The 26,810-nt window shown below is 54.2% G+C and carries 27 protein-coding genes; 13 read left to right on the top strand and 14 right to left on the bottom strand.

Annotated elements, in window-relative coordinates; all coding sequences use genetic code 11:
• Positions 1 to 19: 19 nt before the first annotated feature.
• The 4 genes from aspS to RJ53_RS05520 all read right to left on the bottom strand — a co-directional run bounded on the left by aspS (position 20) and on the right by RJ53_RS05520 (position 4,974).
• The gene (aspS, locus tag RJ53_RS05505) at positions 20 to 1,312 is read right to left on the bottom strand and encodes an aspartate--tRNA(Asn) ligase (RefSeq protein WP_211530614.1); all 1,293 of its coding nucleotides are present in this window, start codon (positions 1,310 to 1,312) and stop codon (positions 20 to 22) included.
• A 91-nt stretch (positions 1,313 to 1,403) separates the two neighbouring features.
• The gene (locus RJ53_RS05510) at positions 1,404 to 2,060 is read right to left on the bottom strand and encodes a response regulator (protein WP_211530615.1); all 657 of its coding nucleotides are present in this window, start codon (positions 2,058 to 2,060) and stop codon (positions 1,404 to 1,406) included.
• Between the two features lie 39 nt (positions 2,061 to 2,099).
• Positions 2,100 to 3,803, bottom strand: coding sequence for an adenosylcobalamin-dependent ribonucleoside-diphosphate reductase (locus RJ53_RS05515; protein ID WP_211530616.1), 1,704 nt, complete (start codon positions 3,801 to 3,803; stop codon positions 2,100 to 2,102).
• A 4-nt stretch (positions 3,804 to 3,807) separates the two neighbouring features.
• Positions 3,808 to 4,974 carry a hypothetical protein gene (locus RJ53_RS05520; protein WP_211530617.1) on the bottom strand — a complete coding sequence of 389 codons (1,167 nt, stop codon included), beginning with the start codon at positions 4,972 to 4,974 and terminating at the stop codon, positions 3,808 to 3,810.
• Positions 4,975 to 5,033: 59 nt separating this feature from the next.
• Here RJ53_RS05520 and RJ53_RS05525 point away from each other — a divergent pair, with 59 nt between their 5' ends.
• Genes RJ53_RS05525 through RJ53_RS05535 form a run of 3 tightly spaced genes read left to right on the top strand, consistent with a single transcriptional unit; the run spans position 5,034 to position 7,112 of the window.
• Positions 5,034 to 5,900: an MBL fold metallo-hydrolase gene (locus RJ53_RS05525; RefSeq protein WP_211530618.1), complete on the top strand. Its 867-nt coding sequence runs from the start codon at positions 5,034 to 5,036 to the stop codon at positions 5,898 to 5,900.
• A 25-nt stretch (positions 5,901 to 5,925) separates the two neighbouring features.
• Complete coding sequence (locus tag RJ53_RS05530; RefSeq protein ID WP_211530619.1) at positions 5,926 to 6,471, top strand: pyruvoyl-dependent arginine decarboxylase; 546 nt, start codon at positions 5,926 to 5,928, stop codon at positions 6,469 to 6,471.
• Positions 6,472 to 6,509: 38 nt separating this feature from the next.
• On the top strand, positions 6,510 to 7,112 hold the full coding sequence (locus RJ53_RS05535) for a DUF2179 domain-containing protein (protein WP_211530620.1): 603 nt from the start codon (positions 6,510 to 6,512) through the stop codon (positions 7,110 to 7,112).
• A 4-nt stretch (positions 7,113 to 7,116) separates the two neighbouring features.
• On the opposite strand, the gene RJ53_RS05540 is transcribed toward RJ53_RS05535, so the two are convergent.
• Both RJ53_RS05540 and cofD read right to left on the bottom strand, forming a co-directional pair.
• Positions 7,117 to 8,292 (bottom strand): HEAT repeat domain-containing protein, encoded by a 1,176-nt coding sequence (locus RJ53_RS05540; protein WP_211530621.1) that lies wholly within the window; start codon positions 8,290 to 8,292, stop codon positions 7,117 to 7,119.
• A gap of 75 nt (positions 8,293 to 8,367) precedes the next feature.
• A complete protein-coding gene (gene cofD / locus RJ53_RS05545) occupies positions 8,368 to 9,273 on the bottom strand; it encodes a 2-phospho-L-lactate transferase (protein ID WP_211530622.1) in 906 nt (301 codons plus the stop codon).
• Between the two features lie 26 nt (positions 9,274 to 9,299).
• On the opposite strand from cofD, the gene RJ53_RS05550 reads away from it, so the two are divergent.
• From RJ53_RS05550 to RJ53_RS05575, 6 genes are read left to right on the top strand one after another with little or no spacing between them, the layout of a single operon-like run.
• Positions 9,300 to 11,708, top strand: a complete 2,409-nt coding sequence (locus RJ53_RS05550) for a PAS domain S-box protein (protein WP_211530623.1) — start codon at positions 9,300 to 9,302, stop codon at positions 11,706 to 11,708.
• Positions 11,709 to 11,716: 8 nt separating this feature from the next.
• Positions 11,717 to 12,967 (top strand): HD domain-containing protein, encoded by a 1,251-nt coding sequence (locus RJ53_RS05555; RefSeq protein WP_211530624.1) that lies wholly within the window; start codon positions 11,717 to 11,719, stop codon positions 12,965 to 12,967.
• A gap of 1 nt (position 12,968) precedes the next feature.
• A complete protein-coding gene (locus tag RJ53_RS05560; protein WP_211530625.1) occupies positions 12,969 to 13,520 on the top strand; it encodes a UbiX family flavin prenyltransferase in 552 nt (183 codons plus the stop codon).
• The gene (locus tag RJ53_RS05565) at positions 13,513 to 14,757 is read left to right on the top strand and encodes a UbiD family decarboxylase (protein WP_211530626.1); all 1,245 of its coding nucleotides are present in this window, start codon (positions 13,513 to 13,515) and stop codon (positions 14,755 to 14,757) included. Before RJ53_RS05560 ends, RJ53_RS05565 begins: the two co-directional genes overlap by 8 nt.
• On the top strand, positions 14,757 to 15,938 hold the full coding sequence (locus RJ53_RS05570) for an aconitase X (RefSeq protein ID WP_211530627.1): 1,182 nt from the start codon (positions 14,757 to 14,759) through the stop codon (positions 15,936 to 15,938). Before RJ53_RS05565 ends, RJ53_RS05570 begins: the two co-directional genes overlap by 1 nt.
• A 43-nt stretch (positions 15,939 to 15,981) precedes the next feature.
• The gene (locus RJ53_RS05575) at positions 15,982 to 16,782 is read left to right on the top strand and encodes a class I SAM-dependent methyltransferase (RefSeq protein ID WP_211530628.1); all 801 of its coding nucleotides are present in this window, start codon (positions 15,982 to 15,984) and stop codon (positions 16,780 to 16,782) included.
• A gap of 92 nt (positions 16,783 to 16,874) precedes the next feature.
• Here the strand turns inward: RJ53_RS05575 and RJ53_RS05580 are convergent, their stop codons facing one another.
• From RJ53_RS05580 to RJ53_RS05615, 8 genes are all read right to left on the bottom strand, one after another.
• Complete coding sequence (locus tag RJ53_RS05580) at positions 16,875 to 17,276, bottom strand: type II toxin-antitoxin system VapC family toxin (protein ID WP_246496008.1); 402 nt, start codon at positions 17,274 to 17,276, stop codon at positions 16,875 to 16,877.
• Positions 17,263 to 17,583 carry a hypothetical protein gene (locus RJ53_RS05585; protein WP_211530629.1) on the bottom strand — a complete coding sequence of 107 codons (321 nt, stop codon included), beginning with the start codon at positions 17,581 to 17,583 and terminating at the stop codon, positions 17,263 to 17,265. The genes RJ53_RS05580 and RJ53_RS05585 overlap by 14 nt, the downstream gene beginning before the upstream one ends.
• A gap of 234 nt (positions 17,584 to 17,817) precedes the next feature.
• A complete protein-coding gene (locus RJ53_RS05590) occupies positions 17,818 to 18,378 on the bottom strand; it encodes a YeeE/YedE thiosulfate transporter family protein (protein ID WP_211530630.1) in 561 nt (186 codons plus the stop codon).
• An 11-nt stretch (positions 18,379 to 18,389) separates the two neighbouring features.
• Complete coding sequence (locus RJ53_RS05595) at positions 18,390 to 18,914, bottom strand: YeeE/YedE thiosulfate transporter family protein (protein WP_211530631.1); 525 nt, start codon at positions 18,912 to 18,914, stop codon at positions 18,390 to 18,392.
• 24 nt (positions 18,915 to 18,938) lie between these two features.
• Positions 18,939 to 20,312 (bottom strand): MBL fold metallo-hydrolase, encoded by a 1,374-nt coding sequence (locus tag RJ53_RS05600; RefSeq protein WP_211530632.1) that lies wholly within the window; start codon positions 20,310 to 20,312, stop codon positions 18,939 to 18,941.
• A gap of 14 nt (positions 20,313 to 20,326) precedes the next feature.
• Positions 20,327 to 22,105 carry an SLC13 family permease gene (locus RJ53_RS05605; RefSeq protein WP_211530633.1) on the bottom strand — a complete coding sequence of 593 codons (1,779 nt, stop codon included), beginning with the start codon at positions 22,103 to 22,105 and terminating at the stop codon, positions 20,327 to 20,329.
• A 64-nt stretch (positions 22,106 to 22,169) separates the two neighbouring features.
• Complete coding sequence (locus RJ53_RS05610; protein WP_343221840.1) at positions 22,170 to 22,601, bottom strand: metal-dependent transcriptional regulator; 432 nt, start codon at positions 22,599 to 22,601, stop codon at positions 22,170 to 22,172.
• Positions 22,602 to 22,940: 339 nt separating this feature from the next.
• Positions 22,941 to 23,204 carry a hypothetical protein gene (locus RJ53_RS05615; RefSeq protein WP_211530635.1) on the bottom strand — a complete coding sequence of 88 codons (264 nt, stop codon included), beginning with the start codon at positions 23,202 to 23,204 and terminating at the stop codon, positions 22,941 to 22,943.
• A gap of 179 nt (positions 23,205 to 23,383) precedes the next feature.
• Between RJ53_RS05615 and RJ53_RS05620 the strand changes: the two genes are divergently transcribed.
• The 4 genes from RJ53_RS05620 to RJ53_RS05635 are packed head-to-tail and all read left to right on the top strand — an operon-like array spanning position 23,384 to position 26,808.
• Complete coding sequence (locus RJ53_RS05620; RefSeq protein WP_211530636.1) at positions 23,384 to 24,604, top strand: HEAT repeat domain-containing protein; 1,221 nt, start codon at positions 23,384 to 23,386, stop codon at positions 24,602 to 24,604.
• 34 nt (positions 24,605 to 24,638) lie between these two features.
• A complete protein-coding gene (locus RJ53_RS05625; RefSeq protein ID WP_211530637.1) occupies positions 24,639 to 25,352 on the top strand; it encodes a DUF432 domain-containing protein in 714 nt (237 codons plus the stop codon).
• Complete coding sequence (locus RJ53_RS05630) at positions 25,353 to 26,315, top strand: mechanosensitive ion channel family protein (RefSeq protein WP_211530638.1); 963 nt, start codon at positions 25,353 to 25,355, stop codon at positions 26,313 to 26,315.
• Complete coding sequence (locus RJ53_RS05635; protein ID WP_211530639.1) at positions 26,305 to 26,808, top strand: HEAT repeat domain-containing protein; 504 nt, start codon at positions 26,305 to 26,307, stop codon at positions 26,806 to 26,808. Before RJ53_RS05630 ends, RJ53_RS05635 begins: the two co-directional genes overlap by 11 nt.
• Positions 26,809 to 26,810 lie beyond the last annotated feature (2 nt).

Here is a 26,810-nt window from a genome sequence, read left to right on the forward strand (position 1 = left end):
ATAGAGGCGAAGACATGGCTTATGGGGTGACGCGGTGGCGGTCACGCGGGAAGAGGACCGCTTCACGGATGTTCTGGAGTCCGCACATCGTCATAACGAGCCGCTCGGCCCCAAGACCCCAGCCTGCATGGGGCGGCATCCCATATCGGAATGGCTTGAGATAGAACTCAAATCCTTCCGGCGAGAGTCCTTTGCTCCTGATCTGCTCGACGAGCTGGTCATGGATATGGCATCGCTGGGCTCCTGATGAGAGCTCCATCCGGGGATGCATCAGATCAAAGGCATTGCAGATGGAGGGATCACGCTCGTTTGGCATCGCATAGTAGGGGCGGATGGCCGTCGGCCACTCGGTGATGAAGTAATGGGCTCCCATCTCCTCGCCGATTATCCGCTCACTTGCCGTCCCGAGATCATCGCCATAGGCGATCGGATCCTCGCTCTTCCTCGCCGCGATTTCGATCGCTTCGGCATAGGGAAGCCGGGGAAGCGTTGTGTCAGGGATGGCAGGGTCGGTTACCCCGAGGTGGGCGAGCTGGTCAGCACAGTCGTCGGCGACTGCCTGATAGACCGTTCTCATCAGCCGTTCGAGGAGCTGCATCACATCTTCATGGTCGGCAAAGGAGACCTCGACATCGATCGATGTCGCCTCGTTGAGATGGCGGACAGTATTATGCTCCTCGGCACGGAAGATCGGGCCGATCTCAAAGACCTTCTCACAGCCGCCGGCCATCATCATCTGCTTGTACAGTTGCGGGCTCTGGCCGAGGAACGCCTCCTTCTCAAAGTATGCAATCGGGAAGAGCTCTGTTCCCCCTTCGGTTGCTGCAGCGACCACCTTCGGGGTGGTGATGTTGATGAACCCCTCATTGAAGAGGAATGAGTGTGTTGCCTCCATCACCCGGGACCGGATCTGGAAGATCGAGGCGATCCTCGGCCGCCTGACATCAAGGAACCTGGCATCAAGGCGTGTATCAATCTCAGCAGGCACCTTCTCTGCAACATCGAGCGGCAGGGGTGAGGCCGCCTTTGCCAGGATCTCAAAGCTTTCCGGGACGAGCTCGCGGCCACCGGGGGCCTTTTCGGTCGCTTTGATGATCCCTGTCACCCTGACAACCGATTCGCGGGAGACCTCTTTGATGGCATGAAGGACCGCTTCAGGAACCTTCTTCTTGGGAACAGTCACCTGCATGATACCGGTTCTGTCCCGGATGAGGAAGAATGCGAGCCCGCCGAGGTCCCGCTCTTCATGTACCCATCCGGCTATCGTTGCCTTCTCCAGATCAGGAGTGACCTCTTGTATTGGTATGCGCATAAAATCGAGTATTTGTATCTCTTACAAGGCAAAGAGGTTAACCCATCGTGGCTATCATAGCCTTTCAGGGGATGATGGTGAGAAAGAAACCTTATCCATCATCTACGAGGATGCCATGCTCCCGGCACCATCGTTCTTCTTCGGCGATGAGATTCTCCATATCTTTCGTCTCATCCCCCCATCCTGCAGAGATGGATCTCGCGGGTGAGAGGCACTGGCAGATGATACCATCATAGACCTGTGGCAGGACCCTGAGCCTGCGGTGATGAATAGCGATCTGGCGGCGTTCCTCAGGGGTGAGAGAGTCCCCCATCCTCTCTGCAATAGTCATATCCTGCCGGAGATCTGCAAAGACCTTGTTTAATAAGCTGATGAACTCTCCCATACGGACCGGTTTCTTGATCCAACCGACGATCTCAGGTCCATATCTGATCATCTCGATCGGGAGGAAGACCTTGCCGGTGAGGATGAGAATCGGAATATCCTCATATGCGGGCACGTTCCGGATTGCTTTGAGTGTAGCCCATCCATCCATCGGTTCCATCATAATATCCAGGACGATGAGGTCGGGAATCGTCTCGGAGAGGATTTCAAGGCATTCTTCTCCACCGCCAGCTGTCATGACATGATATCCAAACTGGCTGAGGACATCCGGGATCATCAACCTGAGGGCCGGGTTATCATCGACGAAAAGGATCAGTCTCTCGGTGTCACCGCTCTTCTCGCCGGGCTCAGGGTCACCACGCATATTTGCATTATTATACTACATATTATTAAAAGGTTGCAATTATTCTTCAGGTTCATATGTGCCACAGACAGAACAGCCATGGGGTCTATATACGGTATCCCGCCTGCTTCCGATCCGATAACATGTCACCCCCTTGAGACCAAGAGTCCAGGCTGATATGATAGCATGGGTGATCTCATCCATTATTGTATCTGATCTGAGATTGATTGTCTTGGCAATGGCTGCATGGGTATGGCGCTGAAACGCCGCCTGCATCCGGAGATGGTCATCCGGGCTGATATCCCCGGCAGAACGATAGAGCCTCCGGAAAGAATGATGGAGCCAGTCTATATTCCGGAGTGTCCCCGTCGCTCTGATATGATCGATCACCTCTCTTCTCTTCACCTCTGCTGCACTCTCTGTGTACCCGCATCTGGCGATCTCTTCATCGAGTGCTCTTTTGAATACCGGATGAATCATCTCAAATTCCCGCCCTGCCGTATGACGGCGTATAGAGACAAAAGAGTAGACCGGCTCAATCCCCGGCGAGACTCCGGCAATGAGGGAGATGGTCCCGGTCGGCGCAATCGTGGTCAGCGCTGCATTTCGGATCGGTTCATGCCATATACTTCCTTCCCATGCTGGAAATACCCCCAGCTCTGCTGCACAGCATTTCGACTCATCGATTGCAGTCGCCGTGATGAATCCCATCACCTCTTCAGCAAAGGTTCGTGCCTCCTCTGAATCATACGGGATTCCTGCAAGAAGGAGGGTGTCATGGAGCCCCATCACCCCAAGGCCGATCTTTCGCGTCCTCCTTGTGGCTTCTGCAATCTCAGGGAGGGGATGGGTCGTCTGGTCGATGGCATTATCCAGGAAACGGACTGCAAGGCGGGTGATCTCATCGAGCTTATCCCAGGCAACCGATTGATTCTGAAGGAAAAGTGGCAGATTGATACTCCCGAGGATACAGGATTCATACGGGAGAAGAGGCTCCTCGCCACAGGGGTTTGTTGCCCTCATCGATCCAAGTGCCGGTGTCGGATTTGCAGCATTGATGGTATCGGCAAAAAGAACTCCAGGCTCCCCGTTCCGATGGATCCCCTCAACAATTGCTGAGAATACCTCCCGGACGCTGATCACCTCTCCGGAGATTGGGTGGATGGTGAGGATCTCATCATGAGATCCCTCCGTAAGCGCCTGCATATATCGATCAGGGATCATCACCGAGATATTGAAGTTCTCAAGCACCCCCTCCTCTTTTTTCGCAGTGATAAAGGAGAGGATATCCGGGTGGGCGATATCGAGGACACCCATGTTCGCTCCCCTTCTCCTCCCGCCTTCACGGATGACACGGGTCGCGGTGTCAAAGATCTCCATAATCCGGACCGGTCCGGGTGAGATCCCCCCACCTTCTTTAATGGGAGTTCCGCAGGGTGGAATTTCTGAAAATGAATACCCCGTTCCGCCATCGTTTACCTGGATGATCGCTCCTTCCCGCAATGCTCTGAAGATTTCAGGGATGGTGGGCCCAACCGGAATGACAAAACAGGCGGAGAGCTGGGGATTTCTGGTCCCTGCGTTCATCAGGGCAGGAGAGTTTGGGAGGAAGAGGAGATCCTCCATCATGTGGAGAAACTGCTCACGCTCAGCCTCATCCTTTCCGATGGCAGATGCGACACGGGAGCAGATATCAGAGAAGCTCTTCTCTCCCGGCTGGAGGTACCTGCTCTTCAGGATATGATCCCGTATCGCTCCGTTCATGCGGTTACCCTCCTATTCCTGAGATGATCCGATGTATATGTGGTACAATAAATTCGATGAAGGAATCGATGAGGGCCCCAATCTTTTCAAATGAGATGAGATCAGGATATATTCCCCCGGTATCATCTGGTGCAGGGAGGGGATCCGGGGTATGGGCCGGTGTCGTATCGGTCGTTGGTACCGGAGTTGGTGAAGGGGGTATGACGGGTATCTCTTCAGGTTCTTCCAACAGATCTGCTATAGATGCCGGATGAATAAAGATTGCTCCTTCACGTGCGTACCCGTCAGGGCCGCACTGGCTGATCTCAAGGAGGGGAAAACCTGCGTCTGGAGGAACCCCTCCGGTGACGGCAACCCTGAGGCCGACATTCTCCCGCTGTGGATAGGAGAGCTCAAAGCCGGGTATGGTGTAGTAAGGGCTCCTCCGTGTTGATGATGGCATCTCCGCACCATTCCGGATGAGGGTCACTTCCCATGCCGGGTCGATGAGTGCCGACCTGAGCCGGAGGGTATCTGTTCCAGGAAACGATGTTGAACGGAGGCGATCGAAGGAGAGCCGGGTTCTGAGGGTAACTGTCTCCCCGGGTGTCACCTCCCCTGCCGGAGTGGTGTATCGGGGTGAAATGGTGAAGGCGGAGAGATCCGGCGGGGGTGGTGCAATGATGACCGGATCCGGTATCCCTCCGGAGGGGATGATCCCTGATGGAGAGACGATCTGTGAGACCGAGTATTCATTATCTTCCCGGAGCTGATAGGATCCGTCAAGCTGCCGCACCCTGATGATGGATAGCGGTGCATCTGAGCCGTTTCCAGGAACCGTTCCCCTGAGACTGATTGAGAGAGTGACATCCTCAGCTGCCGGGTATGAGAGTTCCCACCCGGATATCCTCTCCCGGGATCTCACCGACTGCCTGAGCGTGCTCTCTCCCCCACCCCTTCTCAGGATCACGGTCCATTCCGGATTCGTGAGATCGGTTTGGAGCTCCAGGATGTCTCCTGACGGGAAGGAGAGGAGTTCGAGTCCAGGAAAGCCGAGATTGACAAGAACAGTCTTTTCATCTCCCAAAATGAGATATCCATCCGGAATTCCATCAGAATCCAGAACGACAAATCCTGCTGCTGAAGGGATGAGGAGGATGAGGATTGCACAAGAGATGATTCCCCGCATCATACATGATCATCATCGCAGGAGATGAAAGATGCTTTCGTTCTTGAGTTCTATTATGGTCTATGCAACTGATCGTTCTTGTTGATAACACAACCCTCATCGACAGATACTATCGGGCTGAGCCCGGCCTCTCCTTCATACTCCGGGATGGCGACACCAGGATCCTCTTTGACTGCGGATATTCTGATCTCTTCATCGCAAACGCAGATGCAATGAAAGTCGATCTCAACTCCATCAACAGCATTGTCCTCTCCCATGGCCATATCGATCATACCGGGGGTCTCATTCCGCTCATACGATTCTACCATGCGATCCCGGATGGGGATACCCCCGGGACGAGGCCATCCATCATCACGCATCCTGCGACATTCGGACGGAAGGTTTCAGAAAAGGAGGGGGATGTCGGCTGTCCGGTGACGAGAGATCAGCTTGCCGCAATCGGGGACCTGCACCTCTCTGAGCGCCCTCTCAGGATAAGTGATCGTATCTGGTTCCTTGGCGAGATACCACGTACCGATCCCTCCCGAACCCAGAAGAGTACCGCTTCTGTTGAAAGCCCGGCCGGGTGGGTTCCGGATCCGGTGACCGAGGACTCCGCACTTGTCTATTGCGGGGATGAGGGGCTTGTCATCATCTGTGGCTGCACCCATGCAGGGATTGAGCATACCGTCTCATATGCGCGTGAAATCTGCGGGGATGAACGTGTTGCGGCTATTATCGGGGGGCTTCATCTCTATTCAGCATCTCCTGAACGAATTGCCGGAGTTGCTGACTGGTGCGCGGAGGAGGGGATACCGGAGATCTATCCCTGCCACTGTACCGGCCTCCCAGCGACGATCGCCTTTTCAAAACATCTTACGGTCATACCTATCGGGGTTGGAAGTCACCTCACATGGGATGAGGAGCCGGTATCCCTTGACAAAGTTTAAACTCCGTCGAAAACGAATGATGCTTATGGTTGTTCCCCAGAAGGTTTTCTTTACAAAGGGTGTCGGCGTCCATAAGGACAAACTCGCTTCTTTTGAGCTTGCCCTCAGAGAGGCAGGCATCGAGAAATATAACCTCGTTTATGTGTCGAGCATCTTTCCACCCAACGCCACAACCGTTTCACGTGAGGAAGGGTTAAAAGAGCTTAATGCAGGCGAGATCGTGTACTGCGTCATGGCACGTAACGAGACGAAGGAAGCCAACAGGCTCTCTTCAGCTGCCATTGGACTTGCACTTCCAAGGGATGCCAACGAGTACGGATATCTCTCAGAGCATCATGCATATGGTGAGACCGCACTTGTATCCGGTGAGTATGCTGAGGATCTCGCCGCGACGATGCTTGCCACGACACTTGGTATCGAATTTGATCCGGATAAGGCATGGCAGGAGCGGGAGCAGATCTATAAGGCGAGCGGTAAGATCATCGAGACGACACATATCTGCCAGTCGGCTGAGGGCGACGCTGAAGGCCGATGGGTGACCGTCATCGCCGCTGCTGTCTTTGTCCTTTAATTTCATTGCAATTTCTTTTTTAAGGGGATGATGCTGAGATGGAGATCGCTGGTATTCCTCTCGTCGATCTCTATACATGGGTAATCATTCCCCTTTTCATAGTCGTTGCACGGATCATCGACGTGAGCATCGGAACGATCCGGATCATCTTCGTATCACGTGGATACCGGTTCCTTGCCCCGGCGCTTGGATTCTTTGAGGTGATCATCTGGCTGCTCGCAATCGGTGAGATCATGAAGAACCTGAATAATCCGGCGGCATATATTGCATATGGGCTTGGTTTTGCTCTCGGAAACTATCTGGGGATTCTGCTAGAGGATCGCCTCTCAATCGGCCAGGTTATCGTCCGTGTGATCACCAAACGGGATGCATCCGTCCTTGTCGAGATGCTGAAGCAGGGGAATTACGGTGTCACCACCATTGATGCTGAAGGGGCGACCGGTCAGGTGAAGCTCATCTTCCTTGTGATAAACCGTTCCCGCCTGACTGAGGTGATCGAGCTGATCAAGCACTTCAATCCGGCTGCTTTTTACTCGGTGGAGGATGTCCGATCGGTGAAGGAGGGGGTATTTCCTATGGAACGATCGGGCTTCCTCAGCTCCCGGATCAATGCGATGAAGGTCAGGCGCAAGCAAAAATAGGATATTATTTATTGAGGCGTTCAAGTGCCTCAAAGGCCTCCCTCCGGACGGAAGGATCATTGTCGCGGAGGAGATCGGTGAGTGGCTCGTGAGCCTCATGACTTCCGATTTCGCCGAGAACGGTGGTTGCCTGCCTCCGGACGACGGGATCCTCATTCCTGAGGTAGGTGATCAACGTTCGTACTGCCGGCTCTCCGATTCCGGCAAGAATCTCCATTGCACCTTCACGGATTCTGCTCTCCCGGCTCTCAAAGGCTGCCGTGACTTCGGGGAGGGCAGCATTCCCGAAAGCCGCGAGGGCGATGATCGCCCCGTCTCTGACTTCCGGATCAGGATCAGCCAGAGCTCCGATGAGGTGCGGAACAGTATTGAGATCCCTGATTCTGCCGAGAATGCGAATCCCGGTCTTTCTCATTGTTGGATCTTCATGCTGAAGGAGTGGAATGATTTTTCCGCATGCAGGGGATCCGATCTGTGTCATCGCCTCCTCTATCCGTAGTCTGATCTCTGGATCAGCTTCCTGGAGTGCCTGAATGAGGGGTGGTACAGCGGTCGTTCCAAGTTGAGTGCAGGCATGAATGGCAGCATTTCTGACCCGTTCGTCATGATCTCCAAAAAGAAGAAGGAGTGTTGGTATTGCACGATCATCAGGGAGATATCCATATGCCCGTGCAGACGCGGCACGGACTTCCGGATCCTCGTCACTGAGTGCTTTATTCAGGGGTTCAATCCGTCTCTCCCCGCCCATCAGGGCGATCGTCTCAATCGCACCTGATCTGATCGCCGGGGACGGGCTGTTGAGTGCCGATACGAGTGAGGGGAATGTGGTATCGCCGATGAGATGCAGGGCTCTGATCAGCTCCCTTCGTACATCGCTTCTCCCTCCCTCAAATGTCTGGATCATTGGTGTGACTGCCGGTTCCCTGATCCTGATAAGCCCGGCAGCTGCCCCCCTCCTGACCCTCCAGCTCTCATCATGGAGGGCTGTGATCAGGAGGGGTATTGCTGCCTTGCCGATCTCTCCAATCGCCGAGACTGCATGAAGGCGGACCTCGGGATCCGGGCTGCCGAGGGTCTCATCGAGAGATAGCCTTGGAAGATGCGCTTCTTCCTCCCCCCCTTCCTCAATCTTCTGACTGTCTGATCCAATTCGTGATCTGAGATTCCTCAAAAAACCCATAGACTTCCTCTGTATGTTGGTATCGGTGGACGGATTGTATATATTTACTCTTTTTTATCTACAGTTAATTTTTCCTCATCGGCGCCCCTGGATGATCGAGAGGAGATCCCAGGCGAGGGACTCGCTCTGCTTTACCCCTGTCATCATCGTGTCGAGCCGGAGGCTCCCCGGAACCTCGATGGGATCGCGGACATCCTGAACGAAGAGATCGATGACATCCCCGTATGCATCGCGTGTCCCTTGTGAATCCGGGGGATATCCCCATGCTTCCATCAGCGCTGCTGCCGGCCCCGAGATTGGTCTGCTCCCGATAAAAGGACTGATGGCGATGACGAAAGCTTCTCTCAGCGCCTCCTGCATTCCTTCACATTCAAGGATTGGACCGATGCTTGTGACAGGATTGGACGGACCGATGATCACCGCATCGCTCTTTCTGATCCGCTCAATGGCTGCATCCGTTGCAACCGGGGGCGTTTCTGCCTCCCGTTTGATCCCCGAGATGGCGACATTCCCCCGATGCTTCACCCAGTACTCCTGGAAATGCATCGGCCCGTCTGCGGTCTGCACATGCGTTGCTACGGGTGTGTCGCACATCGGGAGAACCTCCGCTTCGACACCGAGAACAGATCCGATTGCCCGGGTTGCTTCAGTCAGGGTCTCTCCCCGCCTGAGAAGCTCCCCACGTGCAATATGAATGCCGCGATCCCGGTCTCCGATGGAGATCGATTCGGGCATTCCGATCCGCTCAAGGTACCTGTTCGTCTCAAAGCTGTCCCCCCGGATACCCCACCACGTCTCGGTATTGAGAATTCCGGCAAAGAGGTACAGCACTGTATCGATATCCGGGGAGAGATGATTTCCTGAGATCCAGAGGTCTTCAGCAGTGTTGACGATGACGGTGATCTCGCTGTCATGGAGCACCTGGCGGATTCCGCGAAGCAGCTTTGGTGTCCCTGTTCCACCCGAGAGAAGGGTAATCATGGTGATAACATCGTGTCTCAGGATAGATGAGTCTTATCAAAGGGATCGAATGGGTAGATTTTTCGTCTCGTCTCACCTGCCTATCAATAGTAACCCTTTCTGATATGCAGAACAATCCGGACTCGCACCTGGCCTTCTTTGCGGAGAGGACAGAGGATCTGGTGTACCGGCTCCGCATCTCCCCTGACGGCACTCCTGAAGTGCTGTACATCTCACGATCCGTCAGGAGTATCCTTGGATATGATCCCGCTGAATTTTACCAGAATCCGTCTCTTCTCTTCAGCCTTCTTCCCCCCGAAGAGCGCGGACTCTTTCTAACGATTGATGGCGGTGAAGTGGAGTGTGTCTGGCCGCTCAGTCTCATCCGCAAGGATGGCAACATTCGGTTCATCGAGACGAAGAATGTGATTCATCGTGATCCCGTGAGTGGATACTTCATTGTCGAAGGGATCGGCCGCGACAGGACAGAGGAGCGGCAGAAGGAATCTGATCTCCGCTCCCGTGACAGAATCCTTGAAGCAACCTCCTATATGGCATCCGAACTTCTCACCGGAAAAGAATGGCTGGACCGGATCAAGGGGGCGATCGGGAGGCTCGGCGGTGCTGCGAATGCCTCCCGTGCATATCTCTATCAGATGAATAGTGGCTCGCCCCGTCTCTCTGCTCATCTCGTGGCTGAGTGGGCCGCGGATGGGGTAAAGGCAGGGTCGCCCCCATATCTCGATGAGAAGGATTTTGAGGGTTCTGTCGAAGCGATCTTCTCCGGGATGACGATCGGAGGGCCTCTCGGGGCCCTCGGCCCCTTCGGTCTGACGGCGCTCCGTGCTTCTCCGGATCTCCGTTCGATATTGATCGTCCCGATTGCAGTGCAGGGTATGGTCTCGGCCGTTATCGGGTTTGATGAGTGCCGGTATGATCGGGTCTGGAGTTCCTCTGAGGTTCTGGCACTCGAGACGGCAGCAAGGATCATCGGGGCTGCAATGGAAGGCGAAGCCCATCGACATGCCCTCATGCAGAGTGAGAGCCGGTTCCAGCGTCTCTTCCAACAAGCACCACTCGGGATGGTCATCGCAGATCATGATCTCCGGATAACCGATCTCAATCCCGCATTTTTGACGATGACCGGCTATACGGCACCTGATCTGATCGGTCGGACATTCCGGGATATCACCCATCCCGATGATCTCCCCGGCAATGAAGCAGGGATACAGGAGCTTACCAGAGGAGTGCTGGATCATTACAGAATCCAAAAACGGTACATCAGAAAGGACGGAGGCGAGATCTGGACACAGACGGACGTCGCACCCTTCAGAGTGAAGGGGGGTCTTGGATATATAGCAATGATCGAGGATGTCACACTCCGCAGGCAGGCAGAAGAGAGGCTCTCAGAGAGCGAAGAGATGCACCGGTCCTTTTTGCAGCACTTTCAGGGGATTGTCTACAGGAGCATTGAGGGAGAACCTGTCTTTCTTCATGGCGCTGTTCTGGAGATCACCGGGTATACTCCCGAGGAGATTAAAACCGGAAACCCCCTCTGGGAATCTCTCATTCACCCGGCTGATCTCGCCCATATCCGGTCACGCTATGCAGCATTATATGCAACACCGGGAGATCGGTTCGATGAAGATTACCGGATCATCATACGAGATGGCAGGGTCCGATGGGTGCATGAGATGCTCCAGCACCGTATCGGGGGCGATGGTCGTTTGATGATCGAGGCTGCAATCTATGATATCACTGATCGCCACCGGATGGAGGAGGAGCTTTCCAGGTCCAATGAGAAGCTGAACCTTCTGCAGAGCGTCACCCGGCATGATATCCTCAACCAGGTGATGATGATCTCTGCCTATACCTCCCTCCTCTCTGACAGTATCACAGATACCGAATGTTCCAGGTATTGTGCGGAGATGGAGAGGGCAATCGACCGGATCCGGGATATCGCCGGATTCACCTATGATTACCAGAGCGTCGGCCTGAACGGTCCGGTCTGGCAGGACCTTGATGCGGTTGTAAGGCGTGCGTTTATGATACGGGATCCGGAGTCCGTGGCCCTCGAGATGGATCCGGGTGGCTATGGGATCTACGCCGATCCCCTCCTTGAGAAGGTCTTCTACAACCTCATCGATAACAGTAGAAAGCATGGTGGAGAGGGGATATCCAGGATCATGATAACCTGCATCGAAGATGATGGTGATCTCTGCATCCTTTGTGAGGATGATGGTGCAGGTTTTGATCCCACCCTCATACCCTCCCTCTTCCTCAATGGAAAGAGGGAAGGATCCGGACTTGGTCTTCTGCTGATACGTGAGATTCTTTCCATCACCGGTATATCCATTGAAGCTCTCCCCTCGCAGATGGGTGGTGCAGGGTTTCGGATCCGGGTCCCACATGACCGGTGGCGGAAGGAGATATATATCACCCCTCCTGCATCATAGATCTGATCATGCTTAGGAACGGGGTTGCGGCCTCGCCCGGCAGGATAATCAAAGATCCTGTCCATGGCGATATTGAGGTCGATGCCGGTATAGAGAGCCTCCTGGATACCCCTCCTGTCCAGAGGCTGCGGATGATCCGGCAGCTCGGTTTTTCGTTCCTTGTATATCCGGGTGCGAATCATACCCGGTTTGAACATGCGCTCGGGACGATGCACCTGGCAACCCATCTCTGCCGCCATCTCTCTCTTGGCGTTTTGGAGACACACCTCCTCCGGGCTGCTGCCCTCCTCCATGACATCGGCCATGGCCCGTTCTCCCATGCATCCGAGCCGGTGATGGAGGTCTTCTGTGGCCATGGACATGACCGTGTCCGGGATCTCCTTGATGATCCGGCAACCGCTTCCGCACTTGCCGGGCTGGATCTCGATCCCGATGAGGTGGCGGCGGTGATTGCTGGCAAGCACCGGCTTGCCGGGGTGATTCATGGCGAACTGGATGTTGATCGGATGGACTACCTTCATCGTGATGCTCATTATACCGGGGTTCCTTATGGTGCGGTTGATGCCCACCGGATCATCAGAAGCACACTTCTCTCAGAGACAGGGCTCGTCCTTGATGAGTCCGGGGTTCAGGCGGCAGAATCACTCCTCGTTGCGAGGACCCTGATGCGGCCCGCCGTCTATTATCACCATGTCTCGCGGATCGCAGAGCGGATGTTTCTGATCGGTGCGATGGCGCACTGTGAAGACGGGGGCGATCCGAAAGAGCTGGTCGGGATGGATGATCCCGCCTGTATTATGGCGTTACGGGAGTCGGAGAGCGGGATCGCCCGTTCAATCATTCACCGCCTTCTCACGCGGGATCTGTATAAAAGGGCGGCCTATGTCGGAATCGGGTCCCTGAACCGTGCCCGCATCCCGCAACCTGATCTTCGTGACTCCTTCAGGCTTGCTGAGGAGATCGCCGCCGCAGCAGGGGTTGATTCCGGGTCTGTAGCGGTTGATATCCCATCGTTTCCCCATGATCTGATGATAGGGGTCTCGGTGAAAAATCACCATGATATCGTCTCACTTGATGAGATATCTCCATTAATCAGGGGAATGAATGAGATACGGCGATCCCAGTGGCGGCTTGGGGTCTATGCTCCGGCAGAACACCGGGATCGGGTCGCTGCTGCTGCGGCCGAGGTTCTTAATCTCAGGCCGGTCACAAAACAAGATAAGCTCCTAATAGATACAGATGAAGTGGAGGGTAGATAACGTGAAAGAACTGGTCGTCGGGGTAACCGGCGCAAGCGGCATGATCTATGCGGAACGGCTCCTCGCTGTTACGGCAGGACGGTGCCGGATACACCTGATCGTCTCTGAGACGGCAGAGATGATCGCAGAGCTTGAAGGTGTGTCATTCTCCGGATTCGATGTTATTCATGAGACGAACAGCGATCTTGCAGCCGGCATCGCAAGCGGATCGTTCCGGTTCGACGGGATGGTGATCGTCCCCTGCTCGATGAAGTCGCTTGCCGGAATTGCTCATGGGATCTCGGATTCACTGATTGCACGGGCTGCTGATGTCTGTCTCAAGGAGAGGCGGCCGCTCGTCCTTGTCCCGAGGGAGACACCATATTCCAGGGTGCACCTCGTCAATATGCTCGCCGCCCATGATGCCGGGGCGCTTATCCTCCCGGCATCCCCCCCCTTCTACCAGAAGCCCGAGGTTATCTCTGATCTGGCAGATATGATCGTCTCCCGGATCCTTGATCACCTCCGGATAGAACATGCAATAGGAACCAGATGGAGTGGCTACCATGCGTGAATATATCGATAGTCTCAGGGAGGTGGGTCTCCTCATCGAATATGAGGATGAAGTGGATATCGTCTATGACGCACCGAAGATAGCATATGGAACCGATCGCCCCCTTTTCTTCCACAACCTCAGTGGCGGGCACCGTGGTGTCATGAACCTGACAGCGAGCAGGGAGACCCTCGCTCTTGCCCTTCGAAAGGATCTCAACAGGATGGTCCCGGAGCTTGCCGCATGCAGGTACGACGGTGCGATCGTTGATGAGGGGAGTATTCAGACGAATTCCCCGGATCTCAGTAAAGTTCCGGTTATGACGCACTTTCCACTGGATGCAGGCCCCTATATCACTGCGGGCATCGTCTTCTCCTCGTATGGCGGTGTTGAGAATGCCGCGATACACCGGATGCTCGTCTCGGGCAGGGATCAGCTCACTGCCCGTATCGTCGAGGGTCGGCATACCTATCAGCTGATGAAGGCTGCTCATGCGGCAGGAGAGAAGCTCCCGATAGGAATTGCGATCGGGGTTCATCCGGCGGTCACCTTCGCATCATGCACCCGTGTACCCCAGGGGAGGGAACTGGCGTATGCAGCCGAGCTTCTCGGGGGGGATATTGGTGTTCGAACCCTTGGAAACGGTGTCAGGGTTCCGGATGCGGAGATCGTCCTTGAAGGGTATCTTACAGCGAAGACCGCTCCCGAAGGGCCTTTTGTGGATATCACCGGGACGTATGATCCTATCAGAACCCAGCCGGTGATCGAGATCACCGGGATTGCGGCAAAGCCGGATCCGATCTACCATGGGATCCTTCCGGCAGGTGCTGAACATCGCCTTCTGATGGGTGCACCATATGAACCCAGGATCTATCAGTCGGTCGCCGGGGTGACGAAGGTGCGGGATGTCCTGCTGACACGGGGGGGTGCCGGGTATCTTCATGCCGTCGTCTCGATAGAGAAGCAGACGGAGGGTGATGGGAAGAACGCCATCATGGCAGCTTTTGCCGCACATACCTCACTCAAGCATGTCGTCATCGTCGATCCCGATATCGATATCCATAATCCCGAGGATGTCGAATTTGCAATTGCAACCCGTCTCAGGGGGGATACCGATATCATGGTGGTGAGTGGTGTTCGTGGTTCATCCCTTGATCCCTCCCGGATTGCTGATGGCATGAATGTGAAGGTCGGGGTGGATGCGACGATCCCGCTGGGGAGAGAAGATGAGTTTATACGAGCAGGATGGGATGCGTAATGGAACTTGACAGATCAGATGAAGAGGTCCTTGCAGGGGAGTACGGAGAGACACGGCGAATATGTATGGAGATTCTTGTCGCTCTCGGCAAGGTATACGGAGCAGAGCGTCTTATTCCGGTATCCAGTGTTCAGGTTGCCGGGGCATCATACAAGACGATCGGTGATCCCGGACTGGAGTGGCTACAGAACCTGGATGCACGTGCAGTGGTTCCGGCATTTTTAAATCCCATCGGGATGCCGAGGGATGACTGGAGAAAGATGAAGATTGATGAAGGGTTTGCAGAGAAGCAGCAGGAGATCCTTGATGCGTACCGTCGGCTGGGCATTTCCCTCTCCTGTACATGCACTCCGTATTACCATCAGCTCGTTCATTATGGCGATCATCTCGCCTGGTCCGAGTCGTCGGCTGTCTCATATGCCAACTCTGTCATCGGTGCACGGACGAATCGTGAAGGTGGCCCGTCTGCCCTTGCATCCGCGTTGATCGGAAAGACGCCGGAGTTTGGGCTGCATATCGTCGGGAACCGGATTCCGGATCTCGTCATCGAGGTGGATGATCCCGATGCAACAAAGCAGTGGGGATCTGCTGAGTATGGTGCGCTCGGCTACCTTGCAGGAAAAGAGGCCGGAAACAGGATTCCATGCTTCAGAGCCATCCGTCCAAACCGGGACCGGCTGAAATCACTCGGAGCGGCGATGGCAGCAAGCGGGGCGGTCGCCCTCTATCATGTTGAGGACATCACCCCCGAGGCGAGGGTTCCGTTCTTTAAAAAGTCATTTACACTCGATCAGAAGGAGACGGTTACCATTCCGGTTGCGGACGTCAATGCCCTTTTCACTGAAATTGAAGTGAATGCTGTCGCCGTCGGGTGTCCGCATCTCTCAGAGGATGAACTCCGGACACTTGCCGGGCTCCTCTCCGGAAAGAAGGTGAAGAAGGAGTTCTTCGTCTTTGCCTCAAAGGAGATGATTGATGAGCACCATGATCTCGTCGGAACCATCGAAAAATCGGGTGCATCTGTCTACCCTGATACCTGTATGGTCGTCTCTCCTGCGACAGACACCCTCGGTTCCGTGATGACAAACTCCGGCAAGGCCTTCACCTACCTTCCGACGATGTGCGGTGTTCTTCCGCGCCTTGGGACCATTGAAGAGTGTGTCAGGGTGGCGACCGAATAACCCCCCTTTATTACTTCTCAGAATAATGAGTGTTGTTGGTAGTATGGATCGAAGAGTATCAGAGGAGATGGGGAGACGGTCAGGATCTCCGGAGAATTTTGCGCGGGAACTGATCCTGAAACTTGCCCTGAAAGGAAATGAGCGGGTCCTCCATATCGGATCAGGAGACGGGAAGCTGACCGCAGCCATTGCAGCATGCCTCCCACGGGGGAGTGTTCTTGGGATCGATCCCTCGGATACGATGGTCCGGTCTGCACGGGATGCCTACCCCTCGAACCGATATAATAACATCAGCTTTCTGGGAGACGATATCGACAGGATCGATGGCGAAGGGGCATTCACCCGTATCGTCTCTCTGGATATGATGAACTGGATTTGCGATCCAGACAGATTCTATGCAGCGGCAGCACGTCTCCTTGCTCCGGGTGGCAGGCTCTTTATCCAGATGGAGGGACCGGGGCCGACGGAGCTTATTCTCTCCCGGATTGAGGCACTCATCAGAACAAGCCCCTGGAATGAGTACTTCGACGGATATACCCTCCCCTACACTCTCCCCGCTCCGGATGATATGATGCAGTGCTGTGAAGATGCGGGGCTCTATACCCTCAGGCTGAATCACCTGTCACGATCCCTCCTCTTCAATGATGACGATCTCTTTGCCGGATGGGTCAGGGCGTTCTGGTCCCGCCTGATCGAAAAGGTCCCTGATGATCAGAAGAGCCTCTTTACGAGGGAGATCATCGGTGAGTACACCCTCCTCTATCCCCCCTCAACCGAGGGCGGGATCTCAGTGCCTGTACACAGGATTGAGATCGAGGCACGAAAGGATCCCGGGGAGATATGAGGATGGGCAAAAACCTCTCAATTTTATCAAATGGTGGAGATTGAGGAGACAGTAACGAGTCCGTCTCGCCCAACCGCTTCAAGTCCATCTCGTTAGTCGAGGTCCATTGACTGCCAGGTGTTGCTGGATTCATCAAAGGGATTGATGAGGGTAAGATCATCAATCCACTGGAAATCCCCTATATTGCGGGTCACTAATTTGAGATCAAATACCAGTGCGGTTCCGGCAATCAGTGCATCTCCTAATGTCATTCTTCTTTGTTGACGGAGGAAAACTGCTTTATCCTGAACCTTTTGAGAGATCGGAAGAATAAGGGATGCCCTAAAAAAATCTCTAATACAATGTTTTTCGTCTTCTTTCAGCTTATGATAGCCAAGGACCTCCACATAGCTGACCGCAGATACATATGGTGCAGTCTTATCAATTATTAATCTGAGTTCCTCATGTTCAGGTTTCATTGCGTAGATTATAATATTACTGTCAATCAGCATCATATCTGCCTGGCAACTTTCTATCTCGGCGTTGTTCACGTTGCCAGCGTATTGGATCGTGGATCTCCCCAAAAACATTCATTTTTGCCAATTGTTTCAGCGCATCCCCCATCTTTTTTCCACGTTCTGCGTCATTTTTTTTAAATGATTTCTTCGTGTCGATCAAAGTGGTGCTCTGATCTGCTCTCTCCTGATCACTCAATATTGTGATAAATACGGGTATCTGTTCATCCGTTGGGATCTGACTTTCTGTGTCATTATCCCATTCGATATAGTTATTTCTTATCCGGGCTCTGAATGTTCGAAGCACATATATCACCTGGTACATCGACTGACGATGGCTGATCCAAACCCATCCATATTACAGTCTGAGGAATGCGGGTTATCCATCCACCACACTCTTTGCTTGCGCATCTAATCCATGTCGGAGTATATGCTTTATCAGCATTTGAGGATCTATCGTTTTTGGATTATACTCCTGTATCTCCCCGACATCCTTAATCTTTACGCTGATCCTGATGCTCCAAAAAAATATTCAGGCTCTTCAGAGCCCCACGGCATGGAGAAGATAGAGGATCCCGGCGACCAGCACCGCCACGATCCCGACGGCCAGAACCTCTGATCGGATCCCGACGAGTTCCGGAATCGTCTCTGCCGGGAAGATCCCTTTATTCAGGATCGAGCGGTTGAGCCGGGGATAGAGGCGGGCGAAGATACCGGCACCGATGGCAATCCCGATCATCCCGATGGCGGCATCCATGGCCCCGGATCCGACCGCCCCGGCTGCTGTGCCCGGGCAGTACCCGAGGATGCCAAAACCTGCACCGAAGATGAGACCGCCGATGATGGTGGATCCCACAGATCCCACCTTGTAATGGAGATTGGCAAGCCCCATCCATTTCAGGGTATAGACACCGATCATCCCGACGAGGACGGCTGAGAGCATCACCTTCACAACCGTGAAGTCGGTGAGGAGGAGCTGGCCGATGATCACCCCGTACTCGGTCACCCCTCCTTTCTGGAGGAGGAATCCAAAGACGATGCCGGAGAGGAGGCCGAGGACCATCTGGGCTTTTGTATCGGATCTGAGAGTATCAAATGTCATCTCTGTCCCTCCTAGATGAATGGAAACCCGTATATGAGTCCTGCAACCACGATACCCCCGATGAAGAAACATATTGCCGCTATCCAGCTTGCCAGGGAGAGCTGGAGCGTTCCCGAGATCCCATGGCCTGATGTGCAGCCGCCTGCCCAGCGTGCTCCAAGCCCCATCAGGATCCCTCCGATGAGGGCGACACCTGCCCTGAGGAGGGGATCGATCCCAAACCCTTCGGCAAAGACCGGGGGGACGATCAGGAGCGAGAAGGTACCAGAGATATATGCCGAGATGAACGCTCCTATCAGTATCCCGATGATCAGCATCCACTGCCAGTCGATCGTTGGGGTGAACTTCTGGTAATATGGCATCGTTTCAGCCTTTTCACGCGATACGGCGGTCTCTACCATCCCTGCGGTCTTTGCATAGGCCGTCGAACATCCCAGGGGCCGGTCCGAGAGGAGGAACGCCGTCCAGATCAGTACCCCGATTCCTGCTCCGACAATATAGGGCGACCATGTCGCCGCTGTAAACCATTCGATCATTTCTCCTCCGTTTGATAAACTCGTTTACGGAACAGGTGCATACCCGGCCCGGCTGTATGCGGTATAGCCGCCACCAAGGTTCATCACCCTCTCTATACCATGCATCTTCAGGATGCTTGCGGCGATGCTCGCCCGCTGGCCACCCCGGCACACCACGATATACTGCTTCTCCGGATTCAGTTCGGTATACCTGGTCCGGAGATCATGCCAGGGGATATGCACCGATCCCGTTGCATGGGCGATATCCCACTCTTCAGTAGATCGGACATCGATCAGTACCGCTTCATCGCCTCTGATGAGCTGGTCTGCCTCCTCCGGGGAGATGACGGGAACCCGGCTGATCGGGAGTCCTGCAGTTCCCCAGACGAGCATTCCGCCTTTGAGGAACCCTGTTATCTGGTCGAATCCGACACGGTGCAGGTGGAGGGCCGCCTCTTCGGCCTGTGGCTTCCCTTCGGCTACAAGGATGATCTCTTTCTCTGCCGGAAGAACCCAGCCCGCCTGGGTGGCAAAGCTCCCGGTAAGATCAATATGCCATGATCCCGGTATATGAAGCCCTGAGAATGCCGGGTAGCTCCTGACATCAAGAAGGGTTGCGCCGTTGGATCTGATCGTATCAGAGAAGGCTTTTGGATCGACCGGGGCTGCCACCGGGAGATGCTTCATCAGTGCGGGCCCTTTCCGGTTGATCTCCGAGCATCGTGCGAAGTGATCAGGAGCTGCCGGCATATCTGATGTGAGGGCACGGATGAACTCTTCGCGGCTCTGTATCCTGAGGGCATAATTATACTTCTTCTCGTATCCGATGGTGCTCGTCCGTTTGGCGGCCATCGCCCGTCCGCAGAGGGACCCCATACCATGTGCCGGATAGACCTCGCATTCGTCCGGGAGGGTCATGATCTTGGTATGCAGGTTCTCGTAGAGGGATGTTGCAAGCTCTTCTGCCCGGCCGGGGAAGAGATCGGGCCTCCCGACATCACCGACGAAGAGGGTGTCACCGGAGAAGAGTGCAACCGGTGTCTCCCCCCTGCCTGTATCGGTTGCGATGTAACAGATATGCTCGGGAGTATGGCCTGCGGTATCGATGACCGAGAACCTGATATTCTCAAGCGCGATGATATCTCCTTCTTCAACAGCGGAATGGGGGAATGCACAGTTCCCTGCCTTTGGGGCATATATAGTGGCGCCTGTCTGGTCTGCCAGATCCAGGTGGCCGGAGATGAAGTCCGCATGCAGATGGGTTTCAAGGATATGGGTGATTACAAGCCCCATCTCTTCTGCTGCCCTGATATACCGTTTGACATCGCGTGCAGGGTCGATGACTGCACAGGTCCTGTCCCCGGCGACGATATATGAACTATGGGCTATTCCTGGTATGAAGAACTGGTGAATGATCATAGGCGATCAGTCGTCTATGCGATGAGGATATAGATGAGTGTTACGGCGATGCCGATGAAGATGATCGTCATGACGCTCCCTGCCTTGAGGTAATCCCGTGTGCTGTAGCCGCCTGGAGCCATCAGGAGTGCATTCACCTGGTGTGTCGGAAGGATGAAGGAGTTCGAGGCACAGACCGCAACAAGAAGTGCAAGGGCACGTGGATCGACCCCTGTTCCTGCTCCGGTGAGCATGACGAGCGGTACAAGAAGAACCGTTGCGGCGACATTTGAGATGATGAGAGAGAGGATCGTCGCAAGGATGGCAACCGCGGCCATGATGATGATCGGGTGGGTTCCGGAGAGGGTTCCGGTGAGTGATGTGGCGACGAGTGCCGCCGCCCCGGTCTTCTCCATGGCAATCCCAAGCGGGATCAGCCCCCCGATGAGGGCGATCGTCTTCCACTCCACTGCACGGTACACCTCATCCGGGGTAAGGATCCCAAAGAGAATCATTCCTGCTGCTCCGGTGAGGAGTGCAAGTGAGAGGGGGACGCCGGTGCCTGTGAGAAGAAGAGCGGCGGCAAATATCATGACCGCCCGTACTCCTTTGTCATGACGGATCGTCTCAACCTCCGGATGGGTGAGGAGGAGGAGATCACGGTTCCCTGCAAGGACCCGTAATGCATCCCATGAGCCGAAGGCAACGATGGTGTCTCCTGCAGTGAGAGGGGTATCAGAGAAGTCCGCTCTCGTCTCGGTCTCCCCGCTCTGGTGGACGATCGGCTCAATTGAGAATCGTTGCCGGAACCCGATCTCCCTGATACTCTGGCCGACGATGGATGCCTTCGGTCGGACGATCAGTTCCGCAAAGCCATATCCTTCCCCGTCAAGCGTCTCTCTGAGTCTGCTCACAGATCCCGGAGGACTGCATCCGGAGTCACTGACGAATCTCTCAAAGTCCTCCTTTGTTCCGAGGAAGGCGAGCTCCTGGCCGGGTTCAAGCCGTGTATAGCGTGATGGAGCGACGGTGATCTCCTTGTAGGTCCGGACGGCCAGGAGATCGAGTCCGTACCTGAGTTTAAAGAAGGCTTCTTCCCTGGTCTTTCCGATGAACGGGGAGGTTGGCGGGATGGTGCAGGTCCATATCGGATGATCGATGTCCCATATCTCGGCGACCGTCGGCCCTCTCTTCTCTTCCTCTTTTTTCGGGAGGATACGCTCTCCAAAGAAAGCAAAGAGACCAACTCCGGCAATAAGGAGGGCAAGGCCGATTGGGGTGACGGCAAAGAGTGAAAAAGGCTCCGCATCTGCCTGGGTGAGGAGATCATTGAGGACGATAAGCGGTCCGGATCCGATCATCGTCACACTTCCCCCGAGGATTGCGGCAAACCCCATCGGCATCATCAGCCGTGAGACCGGGATCGAGGTCTGCCTGCTGATCCTTCTCATCGCCGGGAGGAAGAGTGCTGCCGCCCCGATATTCTGCATCACCGAGGAGAGGAGACCAACCGTCATGGAGACGGTGGCATTGACCCGCCTCTCCCCGGTTCCTGCATATCTGACGATGGCAGCAGCCAGCCGTGATGTAATCCCTGTCCTCTCAATCCCATACCCAAGGATCATCACCGATGCCATCGCGATGACGGCGTTGGATGCAAATCCTGAAACCGCCTCCATCGGGGTGACGAGTCCGAGCCATGCAAGAGAGATGGCGGCAAGGATTGCCACAACATCGATCCGTATCCGTTCAGTGATAAAGAGGATGACTGTTCCTGTGAGGACGAGGATTACGAGGAGAATACCGGTCTCCATTCTGCATCATATCCCTTGCTGGATACAGGGAGATGAGACAGGAGAGTGGAAAAAGGTTGCCTCTTTAGTGGGAAAGGTGGGCGGTCAGCAGGTGGCGGCTGAGCGTCCCCGCTGTATCCGGGTTGGATTCGATACAGTCGAGGAGGAGGCGAATCTGCTGTATCGTTTCAGGATGGAGTTCATGCTCCATAAAACAGGCATCAGCTTCAGCGATCCGTTCCGGGATCTTCAGCAGGAGGAGAAACTCTTTGAGGGTCTGGTGGCGGAGATGGACCGATCGCCCGATCTTTTCACCTTCAGGGCGGAGGACGACACCTTCATACTTTCTATACTCGATGAGACCAAAGCTGTGGAGCTTCCGAAACATCTCGACGACGGTTGAGGGCTGCACTCCAAGTTCAAGGGCAACATCCTTCGTCCTGGCATATCCCTTCTCGGTTACAACCCGGTAGATAGCTTCGAGATAATCCTCTGCCTTTCGTGAAAGGTTGCTCACGCATGTTCTTCTGTCTGTGCCTGATGAACAATGTTTTCCTCCATGATGATGGTTATGCATAGACGAAGATACCTCTGTGAAGATTGGTTGGTTGTACTTATTTCTGTTTGGTCAGTATCAAGTGGTGCCGAATAATGTTCGTAAAAGAGTCAAAAACCAAACAATGGAAAAGAGGTAATCGGAGATCTCCTGTCCGGCTGGTGAATATATTGTATGTATTGCCGGAATAACGGGTTCTGGATGAGGTTTCGATTGATAACCGATGGCTGAGTGGTTATTGTCGCTGTCTTCGTCTTCAGGTTCTCCGTGTACCTGAATCCAAAGATCAGTATGCTGAACCTACCTGTTATCCCCTCCGTATGGCTCTGATGCCCCGTCTCCGGAGAGCCGGATATCCGATCGTACTGCACCTCTGAGGAAGGAACGAACCGCCTCCCTCCGTTCTCCATCATCCCGATGATGGAGGCTTTTGATAGAACTGTGTACACCCATCAGTGTACCCTCCATCTTGCCTGACCGCTCTTTTGCATGGTACTGTTTCCGTTTTGCGAGCAGGGTTCTGATCGTTTCTGCATCCCGTTCGGGGTGCTCTCCCTTTCTCACCCGCTCGCTGATACTATACTAGTCTCTTCGGGAGGTATGACTCCTCGCCAAAGAATGTGCGGAGATGGAACCAATTTCCGTGACTCATTTGGTTTTGACTTTGAAACCGAACGGATGCCGCAGACACTCAAGGTGTCCTGATAGAGAAGACTATTATTGTATCAGGCGATACCTTCGCTATGCATTCCGTGTACCGGCACCTTCCGGTAGTGATCATCTTTCTCGGTCTCCTCATCGCAACAGCAGCCGAGCTTATTTATCATGCCGGAGCCGGGCTCGTCACCGGATATACGCATATCTATTACCTGGTGATCATCGTCACAGCATATTACTTCAGGTTCTGGGGGGTCGCTGTCGGAGGATACCTCGGTATTATTCATATCATGGCAGATATTGCCCTGACCGGATCGGTAACCAGCGATGCTATGATCAGGTCAGCTTCCTTTATTGCAGCAGGTATCCTCTCTGCGGCTCTTTTTTCAGGGTTCCGGGCTGAGATACCTGTCAGTGAGGTTATCCAGAATAGTATGTGCCGTGTTCGTGCACGAATGGTCTCTGAGAAGGATATCATTCGTATGCGACAGGAATGTGATCTTCCTTCCCTCCTTGCCATCCTCACCTTTGGAGAGATGGATACCCGGTATGCGGCGATTGATGCTCTTGGGCGGCTCCGGGATACACGGGCCATCGAACCTCTTATCGAGAGTCTAAAGAGCGATGCTTATTCCGGCCTGCGATGGAAGGCGGCCGAGGCACTTGCGAGGATTGGATCCCCTGCCGTCGGCCCCCTCATCTCCCTCCTCTCAGATCGGGATGAGGATGTCAGGTGGAAGGTCGCAATTGCACTTGGTGAGATTCGCGACCCCCGGGCGATCGATCCCCTCATCTCCCTCCTCTCGGATCCCGATTCCTATGTCCGGAGCAGGGCCGCGCTTGCCCTGGCAACCATCGGAGAACCAGCCTTATCAGATCTGATTGGATCTCTTCAATCAGAGGATCCGGTTGTCAGGGCCTCCTCTGCTTCTGCCCTTGGCAATCTTGGGGCCGGGGGGGCAATAACGCCGCTCATCTCCCTCCTCTTGGATCCCGATGACCGGGTGAGATCCGAGGTAATATCAGCCCTTTCAAGAATCGGATCATCCGTGATCCCACCCCTTATCGAGGTGATACGAACAGCACCCCCGGATCGCCGTCCCGCTCTCCTCATCCCTTCGGGTGATCCCGGAGCGGTGAGTCCGCTTATTGAGATGATCGAGGAGGCTGATCCGGATCTGAGAAGGGAACTGGCGATGGCACTTCTGGAGTCGGGCGATCCCCGTCTCTCCGTCTTCATCGAGGAGCTGAATAAAGAGGTCCCCTCTCCTGGCAGGCTTATTGATGGCCTTTCATGGAGGAGGTAATCTTTATTGGGGTTCCCTCACCAGATCACATCAGATGTACGGCCGGTATGGGTATCAGTTCTGTGTTGAAAAGGGTGATTTAAAGGTCTGCTTCTCAAAAGACGAGGATTTCATCAGGTACTATCGGGGCCTTGGTGATAAGACGGTGGAGCGGATCGTCGCATCCGATTCCGGGACTGTGTACATCAACCCGGTTGAACCCCTGAATCTCCCTGACGAGGTGACACGCTATCTTGAGATCCGGTTTGAGCCAATCCTCATCGAACCAGAGACTGTCCGGAAGATCTACCTGACATTTCCGATCGAGATCGGGGTATTCCTTGGAAAATCAGATGCAATCCAGTTAATAGATGTCTTCTCCCGGATGCCCCAGAAGTACTCGCTGTATGGACCGACAGATACCGGGGTGATCACCCGGTACTACTGGAGTGCCGTCTATCTCCACCGCCCATTGCCGGATCCCTGGTATGAAGGTGTCCTTGAACTCACCATCCATAATACAACCAAAGGATGGGTCGAGGTCTCCCGTGCGGTCTTTGAGAACTATGGGATGAAGATCTACTTTGACGAGGAACTGGTCTCAATGAAAGGGAATATGCAGATTATCAAGCAAACGATAGCTGAGACCTCATTCGTCGATAAGCCGCTCAGGGAGGGGATGCAGAAGTCACTTGAACTCTACTACTCAAGGAAGATACCCGGTGTTGAGCGTGCAGTATACTATACCATGGAAGAGGGGGTCAGTTAGATGATTGTCACCGGTTCAGAAGCTGCCACTCAGTCTGATGAGACGATTTTGAACTTTCTGACAAACCCAATCCTCGGGGAGACGACACCGCTCGATCTCGTATGGGTCATCATCATCATCATTATTGCAATGACCCTGATCCGGGTCGTCAGGATGCAGCTGAAACGAACCTTCGGAGATCGGGTGCCGAAGTCGGATCTCGACTTTATGTCAACGGTTGTGACATATCTTTTGTATCTGGCAACCTTCCTCATCATACTGCCATACCTGCATTTTGACCTCTCGGGTCTCTTCGTCGCCGGAGGTATCATCGCACTGGCTCTGGCCTTTGCTACCCAGAATATCGTCGCAAACCTGGTCTCCGGCCTCTTTCTGATGTTCGAGCGGCCGATCAAGATCGGTGATAATATCTCGATAAATACTCTGACAGGGACGGTCCAGAATATTCAGATCATGTCAACGATTGTGCGGACATTTGATGGAATCTATATCCGGATACCAAACTCAAAACTCTTCACCAGTGATATCACAAATCTTGTCATCCATCCTGCACGACGCTTTGAATATATCATCGGAATACGATACAAGGATGATGCGGGAAAAGCGATCTCGATCATCAGGGATATGATCGATAAACAGCCCTACGCTTTAAAAAGTCCGGGGCCATCTGTGTATGTTGACATGCTTGACAGCTCAAGCGTCAATATTGTCGTCAAGATCTGGGCCCCTTCTCTCTACTGGTGGGGGCTCCGGACCGAACTTCTCTGGAAACTCAAAGTTGAACTTGAGAAGAATGACATCCAGATACCATTTCCCCAACAGGAGGTCTGGTTTAATAATATCCTGAAGGCTGACATGAAGAGTGTCAAAGAGCCTCCCCCAATTCGTGAGATCCCCTATCAGGAGATTGAAAAAAAGGAAAATATACATGGTCCAAAACCAGGTGAGACACATGGCTGGTAAAGAAGAAATATATGCATTATTCAGAGCCGTCGGAGAACCGGATCTCGAGGCGAGGAGAGAAGCGGAACTGGCGCTCGCCGCGATCGGCCCGTCAGCCATCCCTGAGATTGTCGGAGCGTTAGAGGAGTCACAGGCGACGATGCGATGGTACCTTGCCCGTGCCATCGTCAGGATGGGCGTTGTTTCTGTTGAGCCGGTGATCGAGGCGATCCGTTCAGCCGGGGATCCGGATGTCCGCCGGTATCTCACCGGATCCCTGGCATCGCTCGGTGAGGTGGCGATCCCGCATCTCATCAGGTATCTCGCAGATGATGATGTCAATGTCCGTGGAGCAGTCGCACTGGCGCTCTGCCGTATCGGGGAGCCTGCCATTCCCGGCCTGACAGAGGCAGCCGAAGGGGATGATCCCTTCCTCCGCACCTGTGCCGAGCTCGTCCTCTTCAGGATGGGTGAAGAGGGGATCGGGGCACTCTTTTCCGAAGAAGAGAGGTAACT

Origin of the sequence: Methanocalculus chunghsingensis, from assembly GCF_018132105.1 — an archaeon.
In the GTDB taxonomy this organism is placed as follows: Archaea; Halobacteriota; Methanomicrobia; order Methanomicrobiales; family Methanocorpusculaceae; genus Methanocalculus; species Methanocalculus chunghsingensis.

Bases quoted from the DNA above. Each gene is read 5' to 3' on its own strand.
- RJ53_RS05600 (WP_211530632.1), bottom strand. From the start codon at position 20,312: ATGATCATTCACCAGTTCTTCATACCAGGAATAGCCCATAGTTCATAT.
- RJ53_RS05580 (WP_246496008.1), bottom strand. From the start codon at position 17,276: ATGATGCTGATTGACAGTAATATTATAATCTACGCAATGAAACCTGAA.
- RJ53_RS05625 (WP_211530637.1), top strand. From the start codon at position 24,639: ATGTACGGCCGGTATGGGTATCAGTTCTGTGTTGAAAAGGGTGATTTA.
- RJ53_RS05530 (WP_211530619.1), top strand. From the start codon at position 5,926: ATGGTTGTTCCCCAGAAGGTTTTCTTTACAAAGGGTGTCGGCGTCCAT.
- RJ53_RS05605 (WP_211530633.1), bottom strand. From the start codon at position 22,105: ATGGAGACCGGTATTCTCCTCGTAATCCTCGTCCTCACAGGAACAGTC.
- RJ53_RS05535 (WP_211530620.1), top strand. From the start codon at position 6,510: ATGGAGATCGCTGGTATTCCTCTCGTCGATCTCTATACATGGGTAATC.
- RJ53_RS05570 (WP_211530627.1), top strand. From the start codon at position 14,757: ATGGAACTTGACAGATCAGATGAAGAGGTCCTTGCAGGGGAGTACGGA.
- RJ53_RS05525 (WP_211530618.1), top strand. From the start codon at position 5,034: ATGCAACTGATCGTTCTTGTTGATAACACAACCCTCATCGACAGATAC.
- RJ53_RS05515 (WP_211530616.1), bottom strand. From the start codon at position 3,803: ATGAACGGAGCGATACGGGATCATATCCTGAAGAGCAGGTACCTCCAG.
- RJ53_RS05555 (WP_211530624.1), top strand. From the start codon at position 11,717: ATGCTTAGGAACGGGGTTGCGGCCTCGCCCGGCAGGATAATCAAAGAT.
- cofD (WP_211530622.1), bottom strand. From the start codon at position 9,273: ATGATTACCCTTCTCTCGGGTGGAACAGGGACACCAAAGCTGCTTCGC.
- RJ53_RS05635 (WP_211530639.1), top strand. From the start codon at position 26,305: ATGGCTGGTAAAGAAGAAATATATGCATTATTCAGAGCCGTCGGAGAA.
- RJ53_RS05565 (WP_211530626.1), top strand. From the start codon at position 13,513: ATGCGTGAATATATCGATAGTCTCAGGGAGGTGGGTCTCCTCATCGAA.
- RJ53_RS05590 (WP_211530630.1), bottom strand. From the start codon at position 18,378: ATGACATTTGATACTCTCAGATCCGATACAAAAGCCCAGATGGTCCTC.
- aspS (WP_211530614.1), bottom strand. From the start codon at position 1,312: ATGCGCATACCAATACAAGAGGTCACTCCTGATCTGGAGAAGGCAACG.
- RJ53_RS05595 (WP_211530631.1), bottom strand. From the start codon at position 18,914: ATGATCGAATGGTTTACAGCGGCGACATGGTCGCCCTATATTGTCGGA.
- RJ53_RS05550 (WP_211530623.1), top strand. From the start codon at position 9,300: ATGAGTCTTATCAAAGGGATCGAATGGGTAGATTTTTCGTCTCGTCTC.
- RJ53_RS05520 (WP_211530617.1), bottom strand. From the start codon at position 4,974: ATGATGCGGGGAATCATCTCTTGTGCAATCCTCATCCTCCTCATCCCT.
- RJ53_RS05620 (WP_211530636.1), top strand. From the start codon at position 23,384: ATGCATTCCGTGTACCGGCACCTTCCGGTAGTGATCATCTTTCTCGGT.
- RJ53_RS05540 (WP_211530621.1), bottom strand. From the start codon at position 8,292: ATGGGTTTTTTGAGGAATCTCAGATCACGAATTGGATCAGACAGTCAG.
- RJ53_RS05510 (WP_211530615.1), bottom strand. From the start codon at position 2,060: ATGCGTGGTGACCCTGAGCCCGGCGAGAAGAGCGGTGACACCGAGAGA.
- RJ53_RS05575 (WP_211530628.1), top strand. From the start codon at position 15,982: ATGGATCGAAGAGTATCAGAGGAGATGGGGAGACGGTCAGGATCTCCG.
- RJ53_RS05630 (WP_211530638.1), top strand. From the start codon at position 25,353: ATGATTGTCACCGGTTCAGAAGCTGCCACTCAGTCTGATGAGACGATT.